This is a genomic window from Roseateles sp. P4_D2 (assembly GCF_056401875.1).
On sequence record NZ_JBFUIM010000006.1, the window covers coordinates 287,408 to 305,186 of the forward strand.

A 17,779-nucleotide genomic window follows, 5' to 3' on the forward strand; every position below is an offset into this window, starting at 1 on the left:
CGTTTCCTTCCAGCTTTGTTACGGTGACCCAGGCGCTACGGGAGCAGTCATTTTCAACACATTCCACCCCCGTCAGAAAAACTTTGCCCGGCCGGGGCGTGTATCCACCAGTAATCCCCGTCAGGCATGCCAGCTGCCCTCAGCTGGCCGCCCACCGTAACGTTATGCCCGCCCATGAGCAACCCCTTGTTACAAGACGCTGATTGCCATGATCCCGCCGGTCTCTCGTTGACGCGGTTGCTGGACGCGCTGGCACTGGGTGCCGTGCTCGTGCTGGCCTGGCGAGCCTGCCATGGCCACCACCACCGCCGTCGCAGGGCCCATTCGGCGCGAGCACCGGTCGCCGTGCAAACCTGGGAAGGCGAAGGCGGTCGCCCGACGCCCACCGACGCCTGAGGTCGTGCCGCCAGCATTGCTGCAACTTCTACCGGTTGCTCCGCCCCCTGCAGCCGCTTGACCTCACCGGCTTCTGCAAGCTGGGCCTGGGCGGGCACACCGCCTGCCCTGCAAGCTCAACATTGGTGCATTGGCGGGCCTCATGAAGCAATCTCGCGGCTGGCACCTCGGCGGCTGGGCTTGGGCCCTCGCGGTGGTGTTCTCCCTGGCGGGCACGGTGGCCTGCGGCACCTTGCTGGAACAGGAACGTCAGGTGCAGCCAGCGTCGGCGCGCCTGACCGCAGACCGCGTCACCCTGCAGGGCCGTGACGGCCCCGTCTCCGATGCCGTCGAGGCCAGGGACCTGGCCCGGGTGCGCGACGAGGGCAATGGCGCGCTGCTGGAACGCCATCTCGGCGCGCTGGCAGCCAGGGGCGACACCCAGCTGCTGCGCGGCAACACGGCCAAGCTGCTGGTCGACGGCCCCGCCACCTTTGCAGCAATGAAGGCGGCCATCGCCGCCGCCCGCCACCGCCTGCTGGTGGAGTTCTACATCATCGAGGACGAGGGCGTAGCCGCCGAGATCGGCGAGCTGCTGCTGCGCAAGGCCGCCGAGGGCGTCAGCGTGGCGCTGATGTACGACAGCCTGGGCTCGATGGGCACGGATGGCGCCTTCTTCGACCGCCTGCGCAAGGGCGGCGTCGCCGTGTGCGCCTTCAACCCGATCAATCCGCTGGAGCGACCGGGCCACTGGGGCGTGCTGCAGCGCAACCACCGCAAGATGCTGGCCGCCGACAGCGACGTGGCCTTCACCGGCGGCATCAACCTCAGCAACGTCTACGCCGAAGGCTCCTTCAGCAGCGCCCGCCGCAGGGGCCCCGCCCGGCCGCCCGAAGGGGCTCCGCTCCCGCCTGGCGGGACAGCGCGCAGCGCGAAGGGTGCGCCAATACAGCCGCCGGCCGACGCCGACAAGCAGGGCTGGCGCGACACCCAGGTGGAGCTGCGCGGCCCCGTGGTGTCGGCCCTGGCCGTGCTGTTCCGCGAATCCTGGGCCCTGCAGGGTTGCCCCGGCGAACTGGCGCCCGCCCCGCCGCCCAGTGTGGCCACACCCGGGCAGCGCGTCGTCAAGCTGGTGGCGGGCGATCCGGCCAATGGCATCAACCCCAGCTACACGGCGCTGCTGCACGCCATCGATGCCTCGCAGCGCAGCGTGCAGCTGACCATGGCCTATTTCGCACCCGGGCCCGAGCTCATCCGGGCCCTGTGCGACGCGGCCCGCCGCGGCGTGGCCGTCTCCCTCGTGTTGCCGGGCCGCAGCGACGTCGCCATGGTGCTGCACGCCGCGCGTTCGCGCTATGCCCAGCTACTGGAAGCCGGCGTGCAGATCCACGAAATGACGGAGTCCGTCATGCACGCCAAGACGGCCGTCGTGGATGGCGTTTATTCCAGCGTCGGCTCGAGCAACCTCGACTGGCGCAGCATCGTTGGCAACAACGAGGTCGACGTCATCGTCCTCGGCGACGACTTCGGCCAGCAGATGCAGGCGCTGTTCGCCCGCGACCTGCAGGTATCTCAGCGCATCGACGCGGCGCAATGGGCCAAGCGCGGCCTGGGCCAGCGCCTGCTGCAGGGATTTGCCCGCCTGGTGGAGCCATTGCTTTGAGCTGGCATCCCGTTTGCCACAGACCGGCGGGTTTATTCAGCAACTCGGAGTTCTGCGATGACGATTGACCTCATGGGCACTTCCTCCATGACCGAAGCCACCGCCATGGGCGCGGCCGGGCGCTTCCTGAACGACATGCGCCTGGAGCGCGCACGCCGGCCGGGCGGTAGCAGCACGGGCCGGCTGATGCGGCGCAGCCGCACACGCACCGCCGGCATACGCTTTGAATGGGTGACACGCACGATCGGACCGGTGCTGCGCGTCGTGGCCACCTGGACCGACCAGCATGGTCAGCCTCACCACACCTCGTTCTCGGTGCAATGCAATGGTCTGGAAGGGGCGTTGGATCGTGCCATCGCGGCACGCACGTCCTGCGGTGCGCCGCCGCCGGATCGTGATGATCTGCTGCAACGCCTGCAGCAGGAATTCGCCACTGCGCCGCTTGCCGCGGAGCAGCTGGCTGGCATGGCGCCAGGGCGGACCTTGCTGACCGCTCAGCTCAACTTGGCCAGCATGGAGGCCTCGGTGGCCTCGTCCCAAGCCAACGGATAAAGGCAACGGGCCTGGGTCAGCAGCTCAGGCCGGCCGCCCCACAGCGCGATCTGCTCGCGCACGGTCGCCAGATCGATGCTCATCAGCACAGCCGGCGCGTTCACGCGCGGGTTGTGCCGGGCCGCCGTGTAGGGCAGCAGGCCCAACCAGCGACGGTAGAAGGCGACGTGGCGCGGGTTGACCTCGATGATGAGGCGCTCGCAACGCGCGCGACGGTGGGCGTGCAGATAGCCGAGGTGAAACACCTGGGCCAGCACCCGCTTGGGCTCGAAGGCATGTTTGTCCACAGCCAGCCGGCCGAATTCGCAGAGCTTGACGCCGGCGGAACGCCATTCGGCCAGCTCGGATTCGAAGAGCAGGTCGGCGTGCAGGCCGCCGGCACCGTCAAAACGCACCGACAGCGTGCCGATGATGTTGTCGCCGTTGCGCGCCGTGCAGATGATGTCGCCATCTTCCTTGCGGCTGGTGTAGGTCTCCCGCTTCACCGCCAGGCCGCGATCGCCGTAACGGCGTTCGACGAGCTCGTAGGCGTCACCCTCCAGCGCTCCGAAATCGCTGTTGAGCTCCAGCGGCGGTCCGCCGAAGGGATTCAGCGGCGTGCGGCGGCTTTCTTCGAATATGGGCGTCATCGACTACATCCTTGGTGCCCAACGCACCGAGCGGCGGAGTCTAGGGATTGAAATGACGCATTTCATTGAAGCTCACAGACCGATACATCTAAATCGGGGGGATCAGGGATTTCCCTGTCGCCGAGAAATGCGACAACGACCGCGCCCTGGTATTCGGGGACCACGGCAAGAAAGAAGGCCACGCGCGGCGTGGCCTCGGGAGCGAAGGCGCTGCGGGATCAGACCACGTACTTGCCCACCAGGCGGTTCATGTTGGTCAACGACAGGCGGTGCATCTCGATCATCGCGATGAGGCCGTTGCGGTGCAGCTGCAGCACCTTGTCGTCGGCCAGCTCGGCGTACTTCTTCTCGTCCAGGGCCATGAAACCCTCGACGTCGAGCTTTTCTTCGTTGGGCAAGGTCGCCTCGAAGCGCATGTCCTGCAGCAGGTCCATCTCGACGAGCAGGTTGCAGATCAGGCGGGTGCGCTCGGCTTCCTGCTCGAAGTTTTCCAGGAAGGCCTTGGCGTTCAGCAGGAACTCGGTCGGCTGGCCGTCCTTGAACAGGGCCTCGCCGGTCGTCTCGTTGAAGGCCGGCCACTTCATGTCGTAGCAGACGGCCATGCTGTTCGAGCTTTCGTCCATGCGGGCCATCACGAAGGGATAACGGCGCACATAGGCGGGCACGTAGCCACCGGTCCACTTGTCGCCCTCGACGAAGAGGTTGGAGCCCGCGCGCAGGCCCAGCACGGCCAGAGGCGCGACGGGCTGCTTGCCATCCGGGCCGGGGCTGCCGGCGCGCACGAAGACGATCGGGTATTCCTTGCAGGCGTCGGCAAACTCGACGGCGGCGAGGAAGACCGAGTTCTGATCGGCCACGCGGCTCACGACGGACTGGTCGGTGTCCAGCTTCAGGTTCTTGTGGACGTCACGATCCAGCGGCTGCATTTCGCCGTACATCGGGGGGTTGCTCATGTTTCTCTCTCTCCAGTTTCCTCGGCCAGACGACTGACCAGCACTTTGTCTACACGCTTGCCATCGAGGTCCACGACCTCGAATCTCCACGCGTCCCACTCCACGACATCGGTCGTGCGCGGCAAGCGCCCCAGCAACAGCATGATCATGCCGGCCAGGGTGTTGTAGCGCCCACGGTCCTCTTCGGGCAGTTCCTTCAGCTCCAGGCGGTCCTTCAGCTCGGGCACCGGGATCAGGCCGTCAATCAGCCAGCTCCCGTCCTCGCGCTGCACCGCCCAGGCGTCGCCATCGCTCGGGGCATTGAACTCCCCGGCAATGGCTTCCAGCACGTCACGCACGGCGATCACGCCCTGCACCTCGCCGTACTCATCGACGACGAAGACCAGGGGCGCGTCCGACACGCGGAAATGTTCCAGCAGCTCCATGCCCGACAACGTCTCGGGCACGAACAGCGGCGGCTCCAGGCCCGCCATCAGGTCCAGCGGCAAGCCCTCCAGCATGCCGGCCAGCAGCGCCGGCGCATTGGCCACGCCCAGCACCTCGCCCAGGCCGCCGCGGCAGACCGGGTAGCGGTTGAAGCCATGCTCGCGCAAGACGGCCAGCACCTCGGCCGGCGTCGCATCAACCTCCAGCCAGGCAATCTCGGCCCGCGGAATCATCATGGAGCCGACCTGGCGCTCGTCCAGGCGGAACACGTTGCGCACCATCTGGTGCTCATGCTCCTCGATGACACCGGCGTCGCGGCCTTCTTCCAGGCTGGCGGCGATCTCCTCTTCCGTCACACCGCGCTGGCCCTTGTTGCGCAAGCCCAGCAGGCCCAGCGTCGCCTCGGTCATGAAGCTCAGCGCCTTCACCAGCGGGCGCGCGGCCATGGAGATGAAGTTCATCGTCGGCGCGACGAGGCGGGCCACCGTCTCGGGGTAGATCTGGCCGATGCGCTTGGGCACCAGCTCGCCGAAGACGATGGTCAGCAGCGTGATGATGATGACGACCAGCGCCGTCGCGGCGATGTCGGTGGCATGCGGGTTCAAGCCGAAGCTCTCAGTCAGCCAGCGCGACAGCGGGCCGGAGAAGGCCGCATCGCCGACGATGCCGTTCAGCACGCCGATACCGGTGATGCCGATCTGCACCGTCGACAGGAATTTGGTCGGGTTGTCATGCAGGTCCATCGCGGCCTGCGCACCGCCCTCGCCACTCTCCACCATCACCTGCAACCGCGCCTTGCGGCTGGCGGTCAGCGCCATCTCCGACATCGCGAACAGGCCGTTGATCAGGATCAGAAAGAGAACGAGAGCGGTATCCATCGAAGGCGCCAGACCCCGGGGAAAACCCCAGGTGGCGCAAGGCAAAAACGAAGCCCGGGAGACTATCAGAAGGCCATGACCAAACCCACCGTGCGATCCCTCGCTTTGGGGTCTGCGCGGCAGAGGACGTAGCTCGCGCCGGGGCGAGTTGCGGGGCCAGGCTAGGCGTCGGCGAGGCCGTGGGGCGAGCCCCACTACGAGCCGGCAACGATGCATGGCCCCGCAAATCGCCCCGGCCCTCCGGGTTGAGACTGGCAGGGGCGCATGTGTTGTTGCTCGTCGTTGCGGGTCAGCACCCGCGGCCTCCTCGCGCCTAACCTGCGTCCCTGCCAGTCTCAACGCGGGCCACGCCCTCTGCCGCGCAGAGCCCCAGGACCGGGACAATCCGCACATGAACTACCTGATCGGCGACCTCCAGGGCTGCTGCGACGCGCTGGAGCGCTTGCTGCAGCAGATCGATTTCTCCCCGTCACGCGACCGCCTCTGGCTGCTGGGCGACCTCGTCAACCGCGGCCCGGCCTCGCTGACGACGTTGCGCCGCCTGGCCGGCCTGGGCGGCACGGCAACCTGCCTGCTGGGCAACCATGACCTGCACCTGCTCGCCGCCCACCACGGCGTGCGCCGCCCGCACCGGGGCGATACGCTGGACGACATCCTGGCCGCGCCCGACCGCGAGGCGCTGATGGATTGGCTGCGCCAGCAGCGCATGGCCGTCTACGAGGCCGGCTGGCTGATGGTGCACGCCGGCGTTGTGCCGCAATGGAGCCGCGACGACACCCTGGCCCTGGCGGCCGACGTCGAGGCCGTGCTGCGCGGCCCTGCCCTGCCCGACTTCCTGCACGCCATGTACGGCAACGAGCCGGCGCGCTGGGACCCCGACCTCGCCGGCACCGCGCGGCTGCGCTTCACGGTCAACGCGCTGACAAGGCTGCGCTTTTGCAGCGCCGACGGCGAGATGGACTTCAAGACCAAGGACGGCGCCGGCGCGGCACCTGAAGGCTTCATGCCCTGGTTCGACGTGCCAGGCCGCAGGACCGCCGACACGCCCATCGCCTTCGGCCATTGGTCGACGCTGGGGCTGCTGGACCAGCCGCACCTGCTTGGCCTGGACACGGGCTGCGTCTGGGGTGGCAAGCTGACGGCGGCGCGGGTGGACGGCCTGCAGCGCGAGATCATCCAGGTGGACTGCGAACAGGCGCAGCAGCCGGGCAGCTGAGCCAAGGCACCGTAGAATGCGCGTCCCGCTGGAAGCGTGGGAGAGTGGTTTAATCCAACGGTCTTGAAAACCGTCGAAGGTGTGAGCCTTCCGTGAGTTCGAATCTCACCGCTTCCGCCAGGTTTTCGTGAGTTCGGCAAGGCCGCGCAGCGGCCTTGGACGCACCGCCAGGTGCGGCAATCTCACAGCGTCCGCCAGCTCGAGAAGCAAGAGCGCGATGCATGTTCCTTGCATCAATCGGCAGGACTCGCGTCCAATCCGCGATGCCAACTCACCGGATCTCGCCATGTCACGTTACGTCGATCAGGTTCTCGTGCCCGGCGAGCGAGTCGTCCATCTGGGGCGCACCAGCCTCTGGTCGGTTTGGCACTTGCTGTTGTTCGGCCTGCTCTTGCTGCCCGCCTTTGGCCTTGGGCTCATCCTTTGGGTGGCCGCCTACGTTCGCATCAGGTCAACCGAGCTGGCAGTAACCACCAAGAGAGTGATCGTCAAACACGGATTCATCCGTCGCCACACGATCGAAATCAACATCAACAAGGTGGAGAGCATTCAGGTCAATCAGTCCCTCATGGGCCGAATGCTCAACTTTGGCACCCTCGTCATTGCGGGCACCGGCGCATCCCATGCGCCCATCGACGGCATCGCAGAGCCACTTGTATTCCGCCGCGCCTTCGTCGAGGCCCAGGACTCGGCACAGAGCAGCCAGGCATAGCGTCAAGAGACGCTTCAGTCGAAGGTGCCCGCCACAAAGGATGCCTTGACCGTGATCAGCCAGCTGCCCTCCACCTTGTGCAGGACGAAGTGGTCGTTGAACAGCTTCTGGCCGATCCGCACCCTCACGTTCGCTGTTGAAAGGCTGCCCGAGATGTGCTCGACCGAGAGGATTGCTTCGTCCCTCGGCGCACCCGTCGACTGGGGGCTCGGCCTTCCATGGATGAGCGCCGCATAGTCCTGTGAGGACAGCATGTTCAACCGCCCCCCGTCAAGCCACTGCACGAAGCAGTTCGGGTGGAAGACCTTGTTGAAGTCACGGCTCTTGGGCTCATAGGCCAGATTGAAATAGTCCTCGATCAGAGTGGCTACGGCTTGGGTCTGGGTCATCGCTGGCTTTCATCAATGGGCGAACGATTCGTATAGTGAGGAATCCTTCCGCGCCCGGCTACAGCGAACTGGTTATCGCTGCCATTACCAGAACACATCGACCATGGATGACCTTGATGGAGCGCTTGTCATCGGCCTGCTGGCGCTGAATGCGGTCGCCGAATCGAAGAGCTTCGGTCGTGCCGCCTCTCGGCTGGGCAAGACGCAGCCCGCGGTGAGCCGCTCGATCCAGCGCTTGGAAGACCGCCTCAGCGCCAAGCTCGTGCATCGCACAAGCCGACACGTTGAAGTGACGGATGCCGGGCATGCGTTGCTCTCCAAGGTGCTGCCCCTGCTGCAGGGGATAGAGGATGCGACGGCCGCCGCCTCTGACCAGGCCTCGGCCGTCAACGGCACGCTGCGCGTCGCCTGCGATGCCCGGTTTGCCGGCCTCGTGTTGGCACCGGAGCTGGCGCAGTTTCTGAAGGCCCACCCGTCTCTTCAACTGAGGCTGGAGACCAAGAACGGCCTCTCGGACCTGGTGAGCGACGGATTTGATCTCGCCGTCAGATTTGGGCCTCCATCCATCTCGACCCTGGTCTGCCGCAGGCTCTACAGCCCGCGCGTTCTGACCGTTGCCGCGCCGTCCTATCTGGCGCGCCGCGGTCGACCCAGGTCGCCGCAGGATCTGGTGGGCGACGATCATGAGTGCATCGTCGCCATCGATCCCGCCACCGGCAGGCCCTTCGAGTGGGAGTTCTGGCGTGGCGACGAAAAAGTGAAGGTGGCCGTTCGCGGCAACCTGACGGTCACGGACGCCGGAATCAAGATTGGCGCCTGTCTCGCGGGCCATGGCATCGCCCAGGTGATCGACCTCGGGGTGGACGTGCATTTGCAAGCGGGCACGCTGGAGACCATCTTGACGGACTGGGCTGACGAGACCTTTCCTCTCTATGTCTACTACCCCAGCCGGACCCACGTCCCGGCCAAGGTCAGAGCCTTCATCGACTTTGTTGTGGGCATGATGCCGGTGCTTCAGCCGGCCGGCCAAGTCGACCTTCGGCCATGAATGGGTCGATCAGCGCCATCAGCTCCTGCCGCGGCATCACGCAGTCCATCTCTTCGAGCGCCCGCCGATTCGTGCGCTTGTTCGACTGTCCTGGGCCTAGCTCTCCAGGCCAAGCAGGCGCTCGGCGTTGCCATGGGCGATCAGGGCGTTGTCCGCGTCGCTGACGGGCAGGCCCTCGATGAAGGCGCGCGCGCCGTCCAGGCTCTGGTAGGGGTAGTCAATGGAGTAGAGGATGCGCTTCGCACCCATCAGCGCATGGATGAACTGGAAGTGCGGCAAGGTGAGCATGCCGCTGGGCGACACGTAGACGTGCTCGCGATAGGTCTGCACGACGGGGCGCTTCAGGCCGGAGGCTTCCTGAGGGATGGCGTCCTCCAGCCTTTGCAGGAAGAAGGGCACCATCTCGCCCCAGTGGCCGCTGATGACCTGCAAGCGGGGGTGGCGGTCGAACACCCCGGCGAGCAGCATGCGCACGACCTGGATGCCGGCCTCGTTGTGCCAACCCCAGGCGAACATCGACAGGCGTGCGCTGAGTTCGCGCTCGAAGCCGCCGTAGTACGGCGCCTGCACGGCCGGCAGCGGCAGGCCGGGGTGAACGTACAGCGGCACGTTCAGCTCGTCGAACGCAGCCAGCACGGGGGCGTAGCGCGGGTCGTCCAGGAAGGTCTCGCCGGGGCGCCCGTTGATGAGCGCCCCCTTGAGGCCCAGCTCCTTCACGGCCCGCTCCAGCTCACGCGCGGCGGCCTCGGGCGCCTGCCAGGGCAGCGTGGCAAACCCGGCGAATCGCGAAGGGTGGGCTTGCGCGGCCGCGGCCAGCTTGTCGTTGGCGGCGCGGTTCAGGGCTATGGCCTGGGCGGCCGGCAGCAGCTGCGGGAAGCCGCCATAGGAGAGGACTTGCATGGCGATGCCTGCCGCGTCCATGTCGGCTAGACGGGCCGCGCCCATGTCCAGCGCCTTGCGCGCCGACTCGCTGGGTGCGACGACATGCGGGCGGCCGGGGTCGGCGACGTGTTGGCCGTCGATGACGCGGCTGCCCCAGTCAGCGAGATAGGGCGCCTCGGCACGCACGAGGCTTTGCGACGCCGCGCCGATGGCGGCATCCAGCACGTGCTCTTCGACGCAGATCAGCTTCATGTCGCCCCTCGGCCGCCGATCACGCCAGCAGCGCGTCGCGCAGCGCTTCGCCGAGGCTGGCCGCGGACTGCGGGTTCTGGCCCGTGATCAACCGGCCATCAACCACCACCTTGTTGGACCAGTTGGGTGAGTCCTGGTGCAACGCGCCGCGCTCGTTGAGCGTGGAGGCCAGCAGGAAGGGCACGACGTGGGTGGACTGGACTTCCTCTTCCTCGCCATCGGTGAAGGCCGCCACGCGCTTGCCCGCCACCAGCAGGCTGCCGTCGGCACGGCGTGCATTGACCAGGGCCGCCGGGCCGTGGCACACGGCGGAGACGATGCCGCCAGCCGCGTCGATCTCGCGGATGAGCTTCTGCGTGCCGGCGCTGTCGGGGAAGTCCCACATCGTGCCGTGGCCGCCCGCGAACATGACCGCCGAGTAGCGCGCGGGGTCGACGTCATCGATGCGCAGCGTGTTGGCAATGGCGTGGCGGAATTCGGCATCCGCCCAATAGCGGGCGACCACCGGGTCCTTCATGTCCTCCAGCCCGTCGAGCGGCGCGGCGCCGCCCTGGATGGAGGCGATCTCGACGCGGATGCCGGCTTGCTGCAGCTTCTCCAGCGGGTGGGTGACCTCCGCCAGGTTGAAGCCGGTGGGGATGCCTGTCGCCCCCTTGACCGGGTTGCTGGTGACGACGAAGAGGATGGGCTTGAGTTCAGAAGCTTGTCGGGTCATGGGCGATGGCTGTAATCACAGGTTGCTGAAGAAGGAGGCGAGCTTGGCAATCGCCTGATCGACGTATTCAGGCCGGTCGTAGAGCGCGACGTGGGTGGCGCCTTCGATGACGAACAGCTCTTTCGGGCCTTTCGACAGCGCGAACGCTTGCTCGCTGTAGACCTTGGTGTCGGCGATGCTCCCGGCGATCAGCAGCAGCGGCTGGGTCAGCAGGTCCGGAATCAGGTGGAAGACCGTGAAGGCCAGCATCTTGTCGAGGCTGGTCATCAGGAAGCGGCCCTTGGAGTTGGGGTGCTGGCCCCGCGGTGTGCGGTAGTAGTCGTAGGCTTCGCGAAGAAAGGTCGGCGTGTTGTCGTCGATGTCTTCCAGCCGCTCGGGAACGAACGGGGCGTAGAGGGGCTCCGCACCCCTGGCCTCGGCCGTGCGCTGCTGCGCCGCCGCTTGCAGGGTTCCGATCAAGGCAGCAACGGGGATGGGGTTGCCAACAATGGTCCTGGCTGCCTCGCCCATCGGCGTGGCGCTGACGACGCCCACCGCCTTGAAGCGGCGCTCCGACTGGGCAACGGCGAGCGCGTAGCCGCCTCCGGCGCAAACGCCGAAGACCCCCATGCGCTCCACGTCGACGTAGGGCAGCGTCGAGAGAAAGTCCGCGGCAGCGCGGGCATCTTCCACGCGCGCCGACGGGTCCTCCAGCAGGCGGGGTTCGCCGCCGCTCGCACCCTGGTAGGACGCGTCGAAGACGACAACGACGAAGCCATGCGCCGCCAGCCTCCTGGCATACAGGCCTATCGTCTGTTCCTTCACGCCGCCGGCGGGGTGAATGCCGACGAGGGCGGGGTATTGCCTGTCTTCCCGGAAGTCGTCCGGCAGATGAAGGTGCCCTGAGAGCTGGATCGCCCGGTTCGGAAACGAGACGGCTTGGAGCATGAGGAATCAGGCGTTGCCGGCGGCGAAAAGCATTTCCCAGTTCAGGAAGGGGCCCAGCGGAATGACGTCCCAGCCGATGAGGCCGGCCTTGGCCAGCGGGAACTCGGCCAGGGCCTTCCTGGCGGCTTCCACGGACTCGGCCTCGGCGAGGATGGCGACGCCCGGGCGGTCCTGGCGGAAATAGATGTCACGGACGATGCCGCTCTTGTAGAGCTGCCAGCCGTGGCGGGCTTCGCCGTGCAGGTGGGGTTGGTACTGTTCCAGCGTGGCGCCGGGCTGGGGGATGTCGAGGCAAAGCAGTTTCATGAGTGGTTCCTTGAACGGATCAGGCCGGTCCCATGGCGGGACGCTCGCGGCATGCTACGGTTTCCATTAATTCGCCAGTGGCGCATTAACGTCTTGGTTATGATTCCGAAAATTCGACAATAGAACGATGCTGGACAGACTCGACGGCGTGGCGGTTTTTGTGGAAACGGTGGATGCCGGTGGCTTTGCGCGCGCCGCAGAGCGGCTGGCATTGACGCGTTCCGCCGTCGCCAAGGCCATTGCGCGGCTCGAAACCCGGCTGGGTGTGCGGCTCTTTCACCGCACGACGCGGGCGCTGAGCCTGACCGAAGACGGCCAGATCTATTACGAGCGCTGCGTTCGCGCCATGGATGAGCTCCGCGAAGCGGAGGCGCTGCTTGAATCCGGCCGGCACGAGGTCAGCGGGCGGCTGCGCGTCGCGATGCCCGTGCTGTTCGGTCGGCTTTGCGTGGCACCCATCCTGCTGGAACTCGCGCGCGAACACCCGAAGCTGGAACTCGACCTGTGCTTCAGTGACCGCCCGACGGACATCGTTGCCGAGCGCATCGACCTCGCGATCCGCAACGGCAAGTTGGGGCCGGCGACGGGGCAGCTTCGCAGCCGCCGGCTGAGCAGCCAGAGAAAGGTGTTGTGCGCCTCGCCGCACTACCTCGCGACGCGCGGCCATCCCGCCGACACCCAGTCGTTCGAAGGGCATGACGCCCTGCTGTACTGGCGGGCCGACTACGTGCAGCCCTGGACCCTGCCGGACGCCGAAGGCAAGCTGATCGAGGTCACCTTGAGTTCCCGTTTCCGTTTTGATGACCTTGCCGTCGTCGCCGACGCGGCTGCCGCCGGGCTCGGCATCGCATGGCTGCCGCATTGGCTCGTTCGGGACAGTCTGCAAGGCGGTAGCCTCGTCGCGCTCTTCGAGGAGCGCCCGCATGCGTCGGTTGAATGCCATGCGCTTTGGCCGGCCAGTCAGCACATGCCCTTGCGTCTGCGCCTGGCGATCGACACGCTGGTGTCCAAGCTTCCGGGCGCCGTCGAAGGCTAGCGCCGCTTGAGCGTTTGAAAATCCAGACCTTGTAGAAGTGGCGGCGCATCAGCCGCGACTTTCCTTCTCCAATGGCTTCGCGGGTGGCCACCTACGATTTCAGTCCGCTGCGGGCCGCCCGCTGACATGAGTTCCGAGCGCTGAACGCGCAGGCAGAACGCCGACAGAAGGGATGGACGCCGTGTGGAATCGCAAGCCGTCACTCATGAGCACGCGCGCCGCCGCGATTGCCGTCGCGTCGACACTTTCCATGCTGATCCTTTCGAGCGTCGCAAACGCCGTGGAGTCGAAGATGCCCTTCGTCAGAATCGCCGAGCTTGAGATTGATCCGGCGCAACTCGAGGCTTTCAAGGCAGCCATCGCGGAGGGCGTCGAAGCCGCAGTGCGGACCGAGCCGAAAGTCCTGGCCCTCTACGCCGTGGCCGAACGGGACCGGCCGAACCACATACGCGTCTTCGAGATCTATGCAGACGAAGAAGCTTACGCACAGCACATCCAGACCGCGCACTTCAGAAAGTTCTTTGAATCGACCTCGCCCATGGTGGTGTCTCGCCGCCTGATCGACACGGTGCCGGTTGTGCTCGGAGCCAAGCCATAGCGCGAGGCGCTTTGGTGGCGCTGCCGAACGGATGGAGCGTTGCACGGCACGTTTCGTCGTGCCCCATCGACGGCCTGTCGGCACCCTGCCACCGACTGTCGCAGCACGATGGCGGCACCGGCAGGCCATCGCGAGGATGCGGCCTTCTTCACGCGTCCCAAGGCAGACCGATGAACTCTCTACGCCACCGCTTTCTCGCGTGCGCGCTCGCTGGCGTCGCCATGGCCGCCCACGCGGCGGAGCCCTCACCGGCCGAGGCCGATCTCAGTGCCACGATCGCCGCGCTCGACGCCTCGGCCTTTGAGGCCTTCAACCATTGCGAGGCACCCGGCCAGCTCGACAAATACGCGAGCTTCTTCGACCCTGCCGTCGAGTTCTATCACGACCTCGGCGGCGTCACGTGGACGCGCGACGTGATGATCGCGCAGACCCGGGCCCATGTCTGCGGCAAGTTCCAGCGCGAGCTCGTGCCGGGCACGCTGAAGGTGTGGCCGATCAAGGGCTTCGGTGCGCTGGCCCGCGGCGAGCATCGCTTCTGCCACTACAAGCCGGGCGGCACGACGCATCCCTGCGAGGGCCGCGCCGAGTTCACCATGCTGTGGCGCCAGCAGGGCAATGCCTGGACGATCACGCGCGCCTTCAGCTACGGGCACGGGTCGAACTGAGGCGACGCCCGCGACCGCCTCGCGTCACGCTAAATGTTGGTGCTCGACGGGATGCGGCTCGGCAGGAGGTGTTCATACGGCCGCGTGCGCGCCAGGTTGCGCTGCCGGATGGTGTTCTCGACGCCGGCCAGCGCGCTGCGAAAGCGCTCCAGCGGGCCGCCGGGCCGGGTGATGGCGGGGTCGAGCAGCACTGGCGGATACGGGGGTGCGTTGTCGCGGTATTCACCCAGCATGCGGTAGTACACGCCGCCGAGGATGTGGAACAGCAGGATCTGCTCCTGCGCCGCCAACCGGCTGGGCAGCATCTGCGACCAGGTGGCCTCGCTCTGCCCCACCGCGCCGGCAGGCGCCCACGCGCCGCCCATGCCGGCGTAGAACGGGGCGTAGGTCATCAACGAGGACTGCGGGAAGTTGACGGCCGCGTGCTGGGCGCTGGCATTGAAGATGATGGCCGTCACCACCAAGGCGAGCTGGCTGCGCGTGGTGATGGGCCGGAAGCCCTTGACCTTGCCACTCACGGCCAGCTCGCTGGCCCAGGCCTTGAGTTCGTAGTCGCTCGTCACGTCGGCGTCGCTGGCGTAGTACACGGCGAGGTATTCGCTCACCCATTGCTGGATGGCATTCCAGACCAGCAGCGCGTCGTCGCGGTAGGGGTAGTCCGGCAGCCGACCGGCGTCATCCACGCCGCGTGCGCGCAGATCGTTCGGCAGCATGTTGTCGTAGAAGTCGAAGGCCAGGCGATCACGGCCGCATTCGCGCTGCAGCGTCTCGATGGGCGCGGCCAGGATGGTGTCGCCCGTGGTGAGCGGCCCCATGATGACCAGCGCGGCCGCATCGTTGATGAACAGCGTGCCCTCGAGGTGGGGCGCGAGCAGCCGGTTCAGCGGGTGCACGACCGCGAGCTGGCGCTGCGTGGCCATCGCGAAGGCCTCGGACATCAGGTGCGTTCGGCCCAGGTGCACGAACATCTCGTGATAGTTGAAGTCGGCCACCTGCACCGCGGTCTTGGCCGACTGCCACGCCCAGTAGGCGTTGGCGTTGGCCGGATCGGTGGCCCGCAGCACCAGGGGGCTGAGGGCCGGGTCCTGCCCGCACTGGATGGCGACCGGCACCAGCGAGCGGCCGGCCTGGGGGCGCGCGAACAGCGCGATGGGCGCATAGCCGTAGCCGGCGCCCGTCAGCGGCTTGTTCACCGGGCCGGCCGGCGCCATGCCGCCCAGGCTTTCATAGTCCAGCAGGTAGAGCCGGCCACTGCCGGCGGCGTCGAGCAGGCCGTCGTTGTTGCCCTCACCACCCATCGCCTGGCGGTATTGCGCATCGCTCAGCGGGAACTTGGCCGGCAGCGCAGCCACCTGCCGGATCAGCATGGGGTTGGGCCCGCCCACACGCATGTACGCGAAGGTGTCGTCGTCATGCAGCAGGCTCGCTATCGCCGGCTTGTCCAGCGTCACGAACAGCGCGTCGTACTGCGCCACCGTCTTGGGCTGCGGCGCCGTGGTGACCTGCACGGTGAGTTGGTAGTGGATCTGCCGGAGCTGCGTCGCGATGTCGCCCACGGCCGCCGTGAGGTTGGCCAGCAGCGAGAGCACGGCCGCGGGCAGGCTCAGCACGCCAGCGTTGGCAGCTGAGACGCTGTCGAAGCTCGCCTGCGCGGCCGCGAGCCGGCTCCTCAAGCCATCCAGCGTCTGCAGGCTGCTGGCAGCGAGCCCGCTGGGCGCCATCGAGGCCGCCAGATTGGTGACCGCCTCCACTGCCAGCGCCGACGTCTTGAGCTGATGTTCCAGCGTCGGCAGCTCGCCCGCCGGCACCACGGCCGCCATCGGCACGCCGGCGAGGTTGAGGTGGGATTCTGTCCAGAGATACAGCGCCTGCTGGCTGACGAGTTGGAGCCGGCGCGCCGCGGCGCTGAGCAGGTCCGCCTTCTGCGGCAGCGTGGGCTTGGGAACGGGCAGCGCCGCCGATGCTGGTGAAGGCGTGCCGCCAATCAGGCTCAGGCCGCCCGCCGAGGCGGACCATTGGAGGATGTCTCTGCGTTTCATTGGATTTATCCGGAAGCCGGTGCGCCCATGAGCCTAGCCAGGAAACGGGCCGCACGAGGGGCCGTACACATCATTTCGTGCAACCGGGCGTCACGCACAGCGTTTCGCAGCGGCCTCCTACATACGCCGCCCAACCACGGAACCAAACTTGCCGCATAGCAACTGCCGGTGCGGTGCCCCATGAGATTCGTCTTCGACTCCCTCCTCGGCGGCATCCTGGCAACGGTCGTCGCGGGTGCCGCATGCGCTCAACCCGCCGCGCCACTGCCGGCGTCTGCACCGGCTTCGGCGCCCATGACCGCAGCCTCAAGACAGGTTCCGACCCGCAACGCGGCCATCACGGCGTCCGAGAACGCCAAGGAGCCTGGCAACCAGCGCCCCGAGGAACGGGTGATTCCGCAGATCTCCATCCCGCTCAGGAACAAGAACGTCATGCCCCTCGCTGCCATTCCCGCATCGGCGCCTGTCGGCAGCGTGCCCGGTCGTGTGAACGAGGGCGCAGCGCGGTGCGTGGCCATCAGCAGCGCAAGTGAGAAGGCTGCCTGCGAGCGTGGGTTGGCGGCATCGGGGCCGATGAAATCCGAGCGCTGACGCTCAAGCCGCCACCGCGGACGGCCTGCGCGCCATGCCCTTCCACCGGCACAGCAACAGCACCGCGGCCAGGTCAACCACCACCGCGAAGACGCTCGCCTCCGGTCCGAAGGCGCCGCCGCTGAGCCATTGCGGCCGGTCGAGCAGTTGGGGGTGCAGCCATCCGGCCTGGGCCAGGCCACTCACTTCGAAGCCCAGCACCGAGCCTTGCATCCAGTTCCAGCCGAAGTGGATGCCGATGGGCAGGGCGAGGCTGCGGGTGCGCAGCCAGGCCAGGCCGAGCAGCAGGGCGCCCAGCGCGTTGTCCAGCGTCGCCGTCGCGACCGTGATGCCGTCCATGCCCGGGTTGCCCAGGTGGGCGACGGCGAAGAGCGCGGCCATCAGCGCCAGCGCCCAGCGCGCCCCCAGGCCCTCCACCAGGCGCTGCAGCACGAAGCCGCGGAACAGCAGCTCCTCCAGCACGGCCACACACAGGAATACCCAGGCGCCATAAGCCAGCGCCGCGAGGCTGCGCGCCGGGTCCAGCTCGAAGCGCACGCCGCCTGCGAGCAAGATCAACGCCGTGACCGCCGCCATCTGCGCGGCCCCGAAAGCCACGCCCAACAGCAACTGCCGCCCCCACGACTCATCCAGCGCCAGCCCCACGCCCGCCAGACGCTGCCGGCGCAGCCGCATGCAGATCCACGTCACCCCCAGCAGAAACACGACCGGCAGCGGCGACAGCCACGCCTTGGCGACGCCGATCTGCTGCAAGCCGTGAGACACCGGCCGGTACACCCACTGGCTGGCCAGGAAGATGGCCATGAAGAGAAGGATCCACCAGCCGCTGCGCAGGCGGCCCTGATCGTTGCGTAGCAGCTTGTTCAATTGCGCATCCTTGCAGGTCGGAGGGGTGGCGGTGCGCGCAATTCTGTTGAGCACGCTTGA

The 17,779-nt window shown here is 67.1% G+C and carries 20 protein-coding genes and 1 tRNA gene; 11 read left to right on the forward strand and 10 right to left on the reverse strand.

Annotation, left to right across the window (positions count from 1 at the left end; genetic code table 11):
• Positions 1-126 precede the first annotated feature (126 nt).
• From AC1DW0_RS13260 to AC1DW0_RS13270, 3 genes are all read left to right on the forward strand, one after another.
• Positions 127-396, forward strand: a complete 270-nt coding sequence (locus AC1DW0_RS13260) for a hypothetical protein (RefSeq protein ID WP_477946317.1) — start codon at positions 127-129, stop codon at positions 394-396.
• Positions 397-538: 142 nt separating this feature from the next.
• Complete coding sequence (locus tag AC1DW0_RS13265) at positions 539-2,038, forward strand: phospholipase D-like domain-containing protein (protein WP_056198768.1); 1,500 nt, start codon at positions 539-541, stop codon at positions 2,036-2,038.
• Between the two features lie 57 nt (positions 2,039-2,095).
• Positions 2,096-2,590, forward strand: coding sequence for a hypothetical protein (locus AC1DW0_RS13270; protein WP_056198770.1), 495 nt, complete (start codon positions 2,096-2,098; stop codon positions 2,588-2,590).
• On the opposite strand, the gene AC1DW0_RS13275 is transcribed toward AC1DW0_RS13270, so the two are convergent.
• The 3 genes from AC1DW0_RS13275 to AC1DW0_RS13285 form a co-directional block, all read right to left on the reverse strand.
• A complete protein-coding gene (locus AC1DW0_RS13275; RefSeq protein WP_477946319.1) occupies positions 2,533-3,219 on the reverse strand; it encodes an N-acyl amino acid synthase FeeM domain-containing protein in 687 nt (228 codons plus the stop codon). The genes AC1DW0_RS13270 and AC1DW0_RS13275 overlap by 58 nt on opposite strands.
• Before the next feature lie 218 nt (positions 3,220-3,437).
• A complete protein-coding gene (locus AC1DW0_RS13280) occupies positions 3,438-4,172 on the reverse strand; it encodes a SapC family protein (RefSeq protein WP_457354441.1) in 735 nt (244 codons plus the stop codon).
• Complete coding sequence (locus AC1DW0_RS13285; protein ID WP_056198781.1) at positions 4,169-5,476, reverse strand: hemolysin family protein; 1,308 nt, start codon at positions 5,474-5,476, stop codon at positions 4,169-4,171. The genes AC1DW0_RS13280 and AC1DW0_RS13285 overlap by 4 nt, the downstream gene beginning before the upstream one ends.
• A gap of 391 nt (positions 5,477-5,867) precedes the next feature.
• On the opposite strand from AC1DW0_RS13285, the gene AC1DW0_RS13290 reads away from it, so the two are divergent.
• The 3 genes from AC1DW0_RS13290 (at position 5,868) to AC1DW0_RS13300 (ending at position 7,404) form a co-directional block, all read left to right on the forward strand.
• A complete protein-coding gene (locus tag AC1DW0_RS13290; protein ID WP_477946321.1) occupies positions 5,868-6,692 on the forward strand; it encodes a symmetrical bis(5'-nucleosyl)-tetraphosphatase in 825 nt (274 codons plus the stop codon).
• A gap of 30 nt (positions 6,693-6,722) precedes the next feature.
• Positions 6,723-6,812, forward strand: a tRNA-Ser gene (locus AC1DW0_RS13295).
• A gap of 166 nt (positions 6,813-6,978) precedes the next feature.
• Positions 6,979-7,404: a PH domain-containing protein gene (locus AC1DW0_RS13300; RefSeq protein WP_056198788.1), complete on the forward strand. Its 426-nt coding sequence runs from the start codon at positions 6,979-6,981 to the stop codon at positions 7,402-7,404.
• Between the two features lie 14 nt (positions 7,405-7,418).
• Here the strand turns inward: AC1DW0_RS13300 and AC1DW0_RS13305 are convergent, their stop codons facing one another.
• On the reverse strand, positions 7,419-7,793 hold the full coding sequence (locus tag AC1DW0_RS13305) for a nuclear transport factor 2 family protein (protein ID WP_477946323.1): 375 nt from the start codon (positions 7,791-7,793) through the stop codon (positions 7,419-7,421).
• Positions 7,794-7,896: 103 nt separating this feature from the next.
• Here AC1DW0_RS13305 and AC1DW0_RS13310 point away from each other — a divergent pair, with 103 nt between their 5' ends.
• Positions 7,897-8,841 (forward strand): LysR substrate-binding domain-containing protein, encoded by a 945-nt coding sequence (locus AC1DW0_RS13310; protein WP_477946325.1) that lies wholly within the window; start codon positions 7,897-7,899, stop codon positions 8,839-8,841.
• Between the two features lie 96 nt (positions 8,842-8,937).
• Here the strand turns inward: AC1DW0_RS13310 and AC1DW0_RS13315 are convergent, their stop codons facing one another.
• The 4 genes from AC1DW0_RS13315 to AC1DW0_RS13330 are packed head-to-tail and all read right to left on the reverse strand — an operon-like array spanning position 8,938 to position 11,923.
• A complete protein-coding gene (locus tag AC1DW0_RS13315; RefSeq protein WP_477946327.1) occupies positions 8,938-9,975 on the reverse strand; it encodes an amidohydrolase family protein in 1,038 nt (345 codons plus the stop codon).
• A gap of 19 nt (positions 9,976-9,994) precedes the next feature.
• Positions 9,995-10,690, reverse strand: a complete 696-nt coding sequence (locus AC1DW0_RS13320; RefSeq protein WP_477946328.1) for a type 1 glutamine amidotransferase domain-containing protein — start codon at positions 10,688-10,690, stop codon at positions 9,995-9,997.
• Positions 10,691-10,705: 15 nt separating this feature from the next.
• On the reverse strand, positions 10,706-11,617 hold the full coding sequence (locus AC1DW0_RS13325; protein WP_477946330.1) for an alpha/beta hydrolase: 912 nt from the start codon (positions 11,615-11,617) through the stop codon (positions 10,706-10,708).
• A gap of 6 nt (positions 11,618-11,623) precedes the next feature.
• The gene (locus tag AC1DW0_RS13330) at positions 11,624-11,923 is read right to left on the reverse strand and encodes a hypothetical protein (protein WP_056198805.1); all 300 of its coding nucleotides are present in this window, start codon (positions 11,921-11,923) and stop codon (positions 11,624-11,626) included.
• 127 nt (positions 11,924-12,050) lie between these two features.
• Here AC1DW0_RS13330 and AC1DW0_RS13335 point away from each other — a divergent pair, with 127 nt between their 5' ends.
• The 3 genes from AC1DW0_RS13335 to AC1DW0_RS13345 all read left to right on the forward strand — a co-directional run bounded on the left by AC1DW0_RS13335 (position 12,051) and on the right by AC1DW0_RS13345 (position 14,222).
• The gene (locus AC1DW0_RS13335) at positions 12,051-12,959 is read left to right on the forward strand and encodes a LysR family transcriptional regulator (protein WP_477946332.1); all 909 of its coding nucleotides are present in this window, start codon (positions 12,051-12,053) and stop codon (positions 12,957-12,959) included.
• Between the two features lie 205 nt (positions 12,960-13,164).
• A complete protein-coding gene (locus AC1DW0_RS13340) occupies positions 13,165-13,557 on the forward strand; it encodes a putative quinol monooxygenase (protein WP_477946334.1) in 393 nt (130 codons plus the stop codon).
• Positions 13,558-13,727: 170 nt separating this feature from the next.
• Positions 13,728-14,222, forward strand: coding sequence for a nuclear transport factor 2 family protein (locus tag AC1DW0_RS13345; protein WP_477946336.1), 495 nt, complete (start codon positions 13,728-13,730; stop codon positions 14,220-14,222).
• A 29-nt stretch (positions 14,223-14,251) separates the two neighbouring features.
• Here AC1DW0_RS13345 and AC1DW0_RS13350 read toward each other — a convergent pair whose 3' ends face one another.
• Entirely contained in the window at positions 14,252-16,261 is a 2,010-nt protein-coding gene (locus tag AC1DW0_RS13350; RefSeq protein WP_477946338.1) for a lipoxygenase family protein, read from the reverse strand.
• Between the two features lie 180 nt (positions 16,262-16,441).
• On the opposite strand from AC1DW0_RS13350, the gene AC1DW0_RS13355 reads away from it, so the two are divergent.
• Positions 16,442-16,852 carry a hypothetical protein gene (locus AC1DW0_RS13355; RefSeq protein ID WP_157281694.1) on the forward strand — a complete coding sequence of 137 codons (411 nt, stop codon included), beginning with the start codon at positions 16,442-16,444 and terminating at the stop codon, positions 16,850-16,852.
• A 3-nt stretch (positions 16,853-16,855) separates the two neighbouring features.
• Here AC1DW0_RS13355 and AC1DW0_RS13360 read toward each other — a convergent pair whose 3' ends face one another.
• The gene (locus tag AC1DW0_RS13360; RefSeq protein ID WP_477946339.1) at positions 16,856-17,719 is read right to left on the reverse strand and encodes a CPBP family intramembrane glutamic endopeptidase; all 864 of its coding nucleotides are present in this window, start codon (positions 17,717-17,719) and stop codon (positions 16,856-16,858) included.
• Between the last annotated feature and the right edge of the window lie 60 nt (positions 17,720-17,779).

What these genes read in the sequence shown, in the direction of transcription:
- AC1DW0_RS13350 (WP_477946338.1), bottom strand. Translation starts at nt 16,261, where the DNA reads ATGAAACGCAGAGACATCCTCCAATGGTCCGCCTCGGCGGGCGGCCTG.
- AC1DW0_RS13330 (WP_056198805.1), bottom strand. Translation starts at nt 11,923, where the DNA reads ATGAAACTGCTTTGCCTCGACATCCCCCAGCCCGGCGCCACGCTGGAA.
- AC1DW0_RS13315 (WP_477946327.1), bottom strand. Translation starts at nt 9,975, where the DNA reads ATGAAGCTGATCTGCGTCGAAGAGCACGTGCTGGATGCCGCCATCGGC.
- AC1DW0_RS13340 (WP_477946334.1), top strand. Translation starts at nt 13,165, where the DNA reads ATGAGCACGCGCGCCGCCGCGATTGCCGTCGCGTCGACACTTTCCATG.
- AC1DW0_RS13265 (WP_056198768.1), top strand. Translation starts at nt 539, where the DNA reads ATGAAGCAATCTCGCGGCTGGCACCTCGGCGGCTGGGCTTGGGCCCTC.
- AC1DW0_RS13305 (WP_477946323.1), bottom strand. Translation starts at nt 7,793, where the DNA reads ATGACCCAGACCCAAGCCGTAGCCACTCTGATCGAGGACTATTTCAAT.
- AC1DW0_RS13260 (WP_477946317.1), top strand. Translation starts at nt 127, where the DNA reads ATGCCAGCTGCCCTCAGCTGGCCGCCCACCGTAACGTTATGCCCGCCC.
- AC1DW0_RS13285 (WP_056198781.1), bottom strand. Translation starts at nt 5,476, where the DNA reads ATGGATACCGCTCTCGTTCTCTTTCTGATCCTGATCAACGGCCTGTTC.
- AC1DW0_RS13325 (WP_477946330.1), bottom strand. Translation starts at nt 11,617, where the DNA reads ATGCTCCAAGCCGTCTCGTTTCCGAACCGGGCGATCCAGCTCTCAGGG.
- AC1DW0_RS13355 (WP_157281694.1), top strand. Translation starts at nt 16,442, where the DNA reads ATGAGATTCGTCTTCGACTCCCTCCTCGGCGGCATCCTGGCAACGGTC.
- AC1DW0_RS13335 (WP_477946332.1), top strand. Translation starts at nt 12,051, where the DNA reads ATGCTGGACAGACTCGACGGCGTGGCGGTTTTTGTGGAAACGGTGGAT.
- AC1DW0_RS13310 (WP_477946325.1), top strand. Translation starts at nt 7,897, where the DNA reads ATGGATGACCTTGATGGAGCGCTTGTCATCGGCCTGCTGGCGCTGAAT.
- AC1DW0_RS13290 (WP_477946321.1), top strand. Translation starts at nt 5,868, where the DNA reads ATGAACTACCTGATCGGCGACCTCCAGGGCTGCTGCGACGCGCTGGAG.
- AC1DW0_RS13300 (WP_056198788.1), top strand. Translation starts at nt 6,979, where the DNA reads ATGTCACGTTACGTCGATCAGGTTCTCGTGCCCGGCGAGCGAGTCGTC.
- AC1DW0_RS13275 (WP_477946319.1), bottom strand. Translation starts at nt 3,219, where the DNA reads ATGACGCCCATATTCGAAGAAAGCCGCCGCACGCCGCTGAATCCCTTC.
- AC1DW0_RS13345 (WP_477946336.1), top strand. Translation starts at nt 13,728, where the DNA reads ATGAACTCTCTACGCCACCGCTTTCTCGCGTGCGCGCTCGCTGGCGTC.
- AC1DW0_RS13320 (WP_477946328.1), bottom strand. Translation starts at nt 10,690, where the DNA reads ATGACCCGACAAGCTTCTGAACTCAAGCCCATCCTCTTCGTCGTCACC.
- AC1DW0_RS13280 (WP_457354441.1), bottom strand. Translation starts at nt 4,172, where the DNA reads ATGAGCAACCCCCCGATGTACGGCGAAATGCAGCCGCTGGATCGTGAC.
- AC1DW0_RS13270 (WP_056198770.1), top strand. Translation starts at nt 2,096, where the DNA reads ATGACGATTGACCTCATGGGCACTTCCTCCATGACCGAAGCCACCGCC.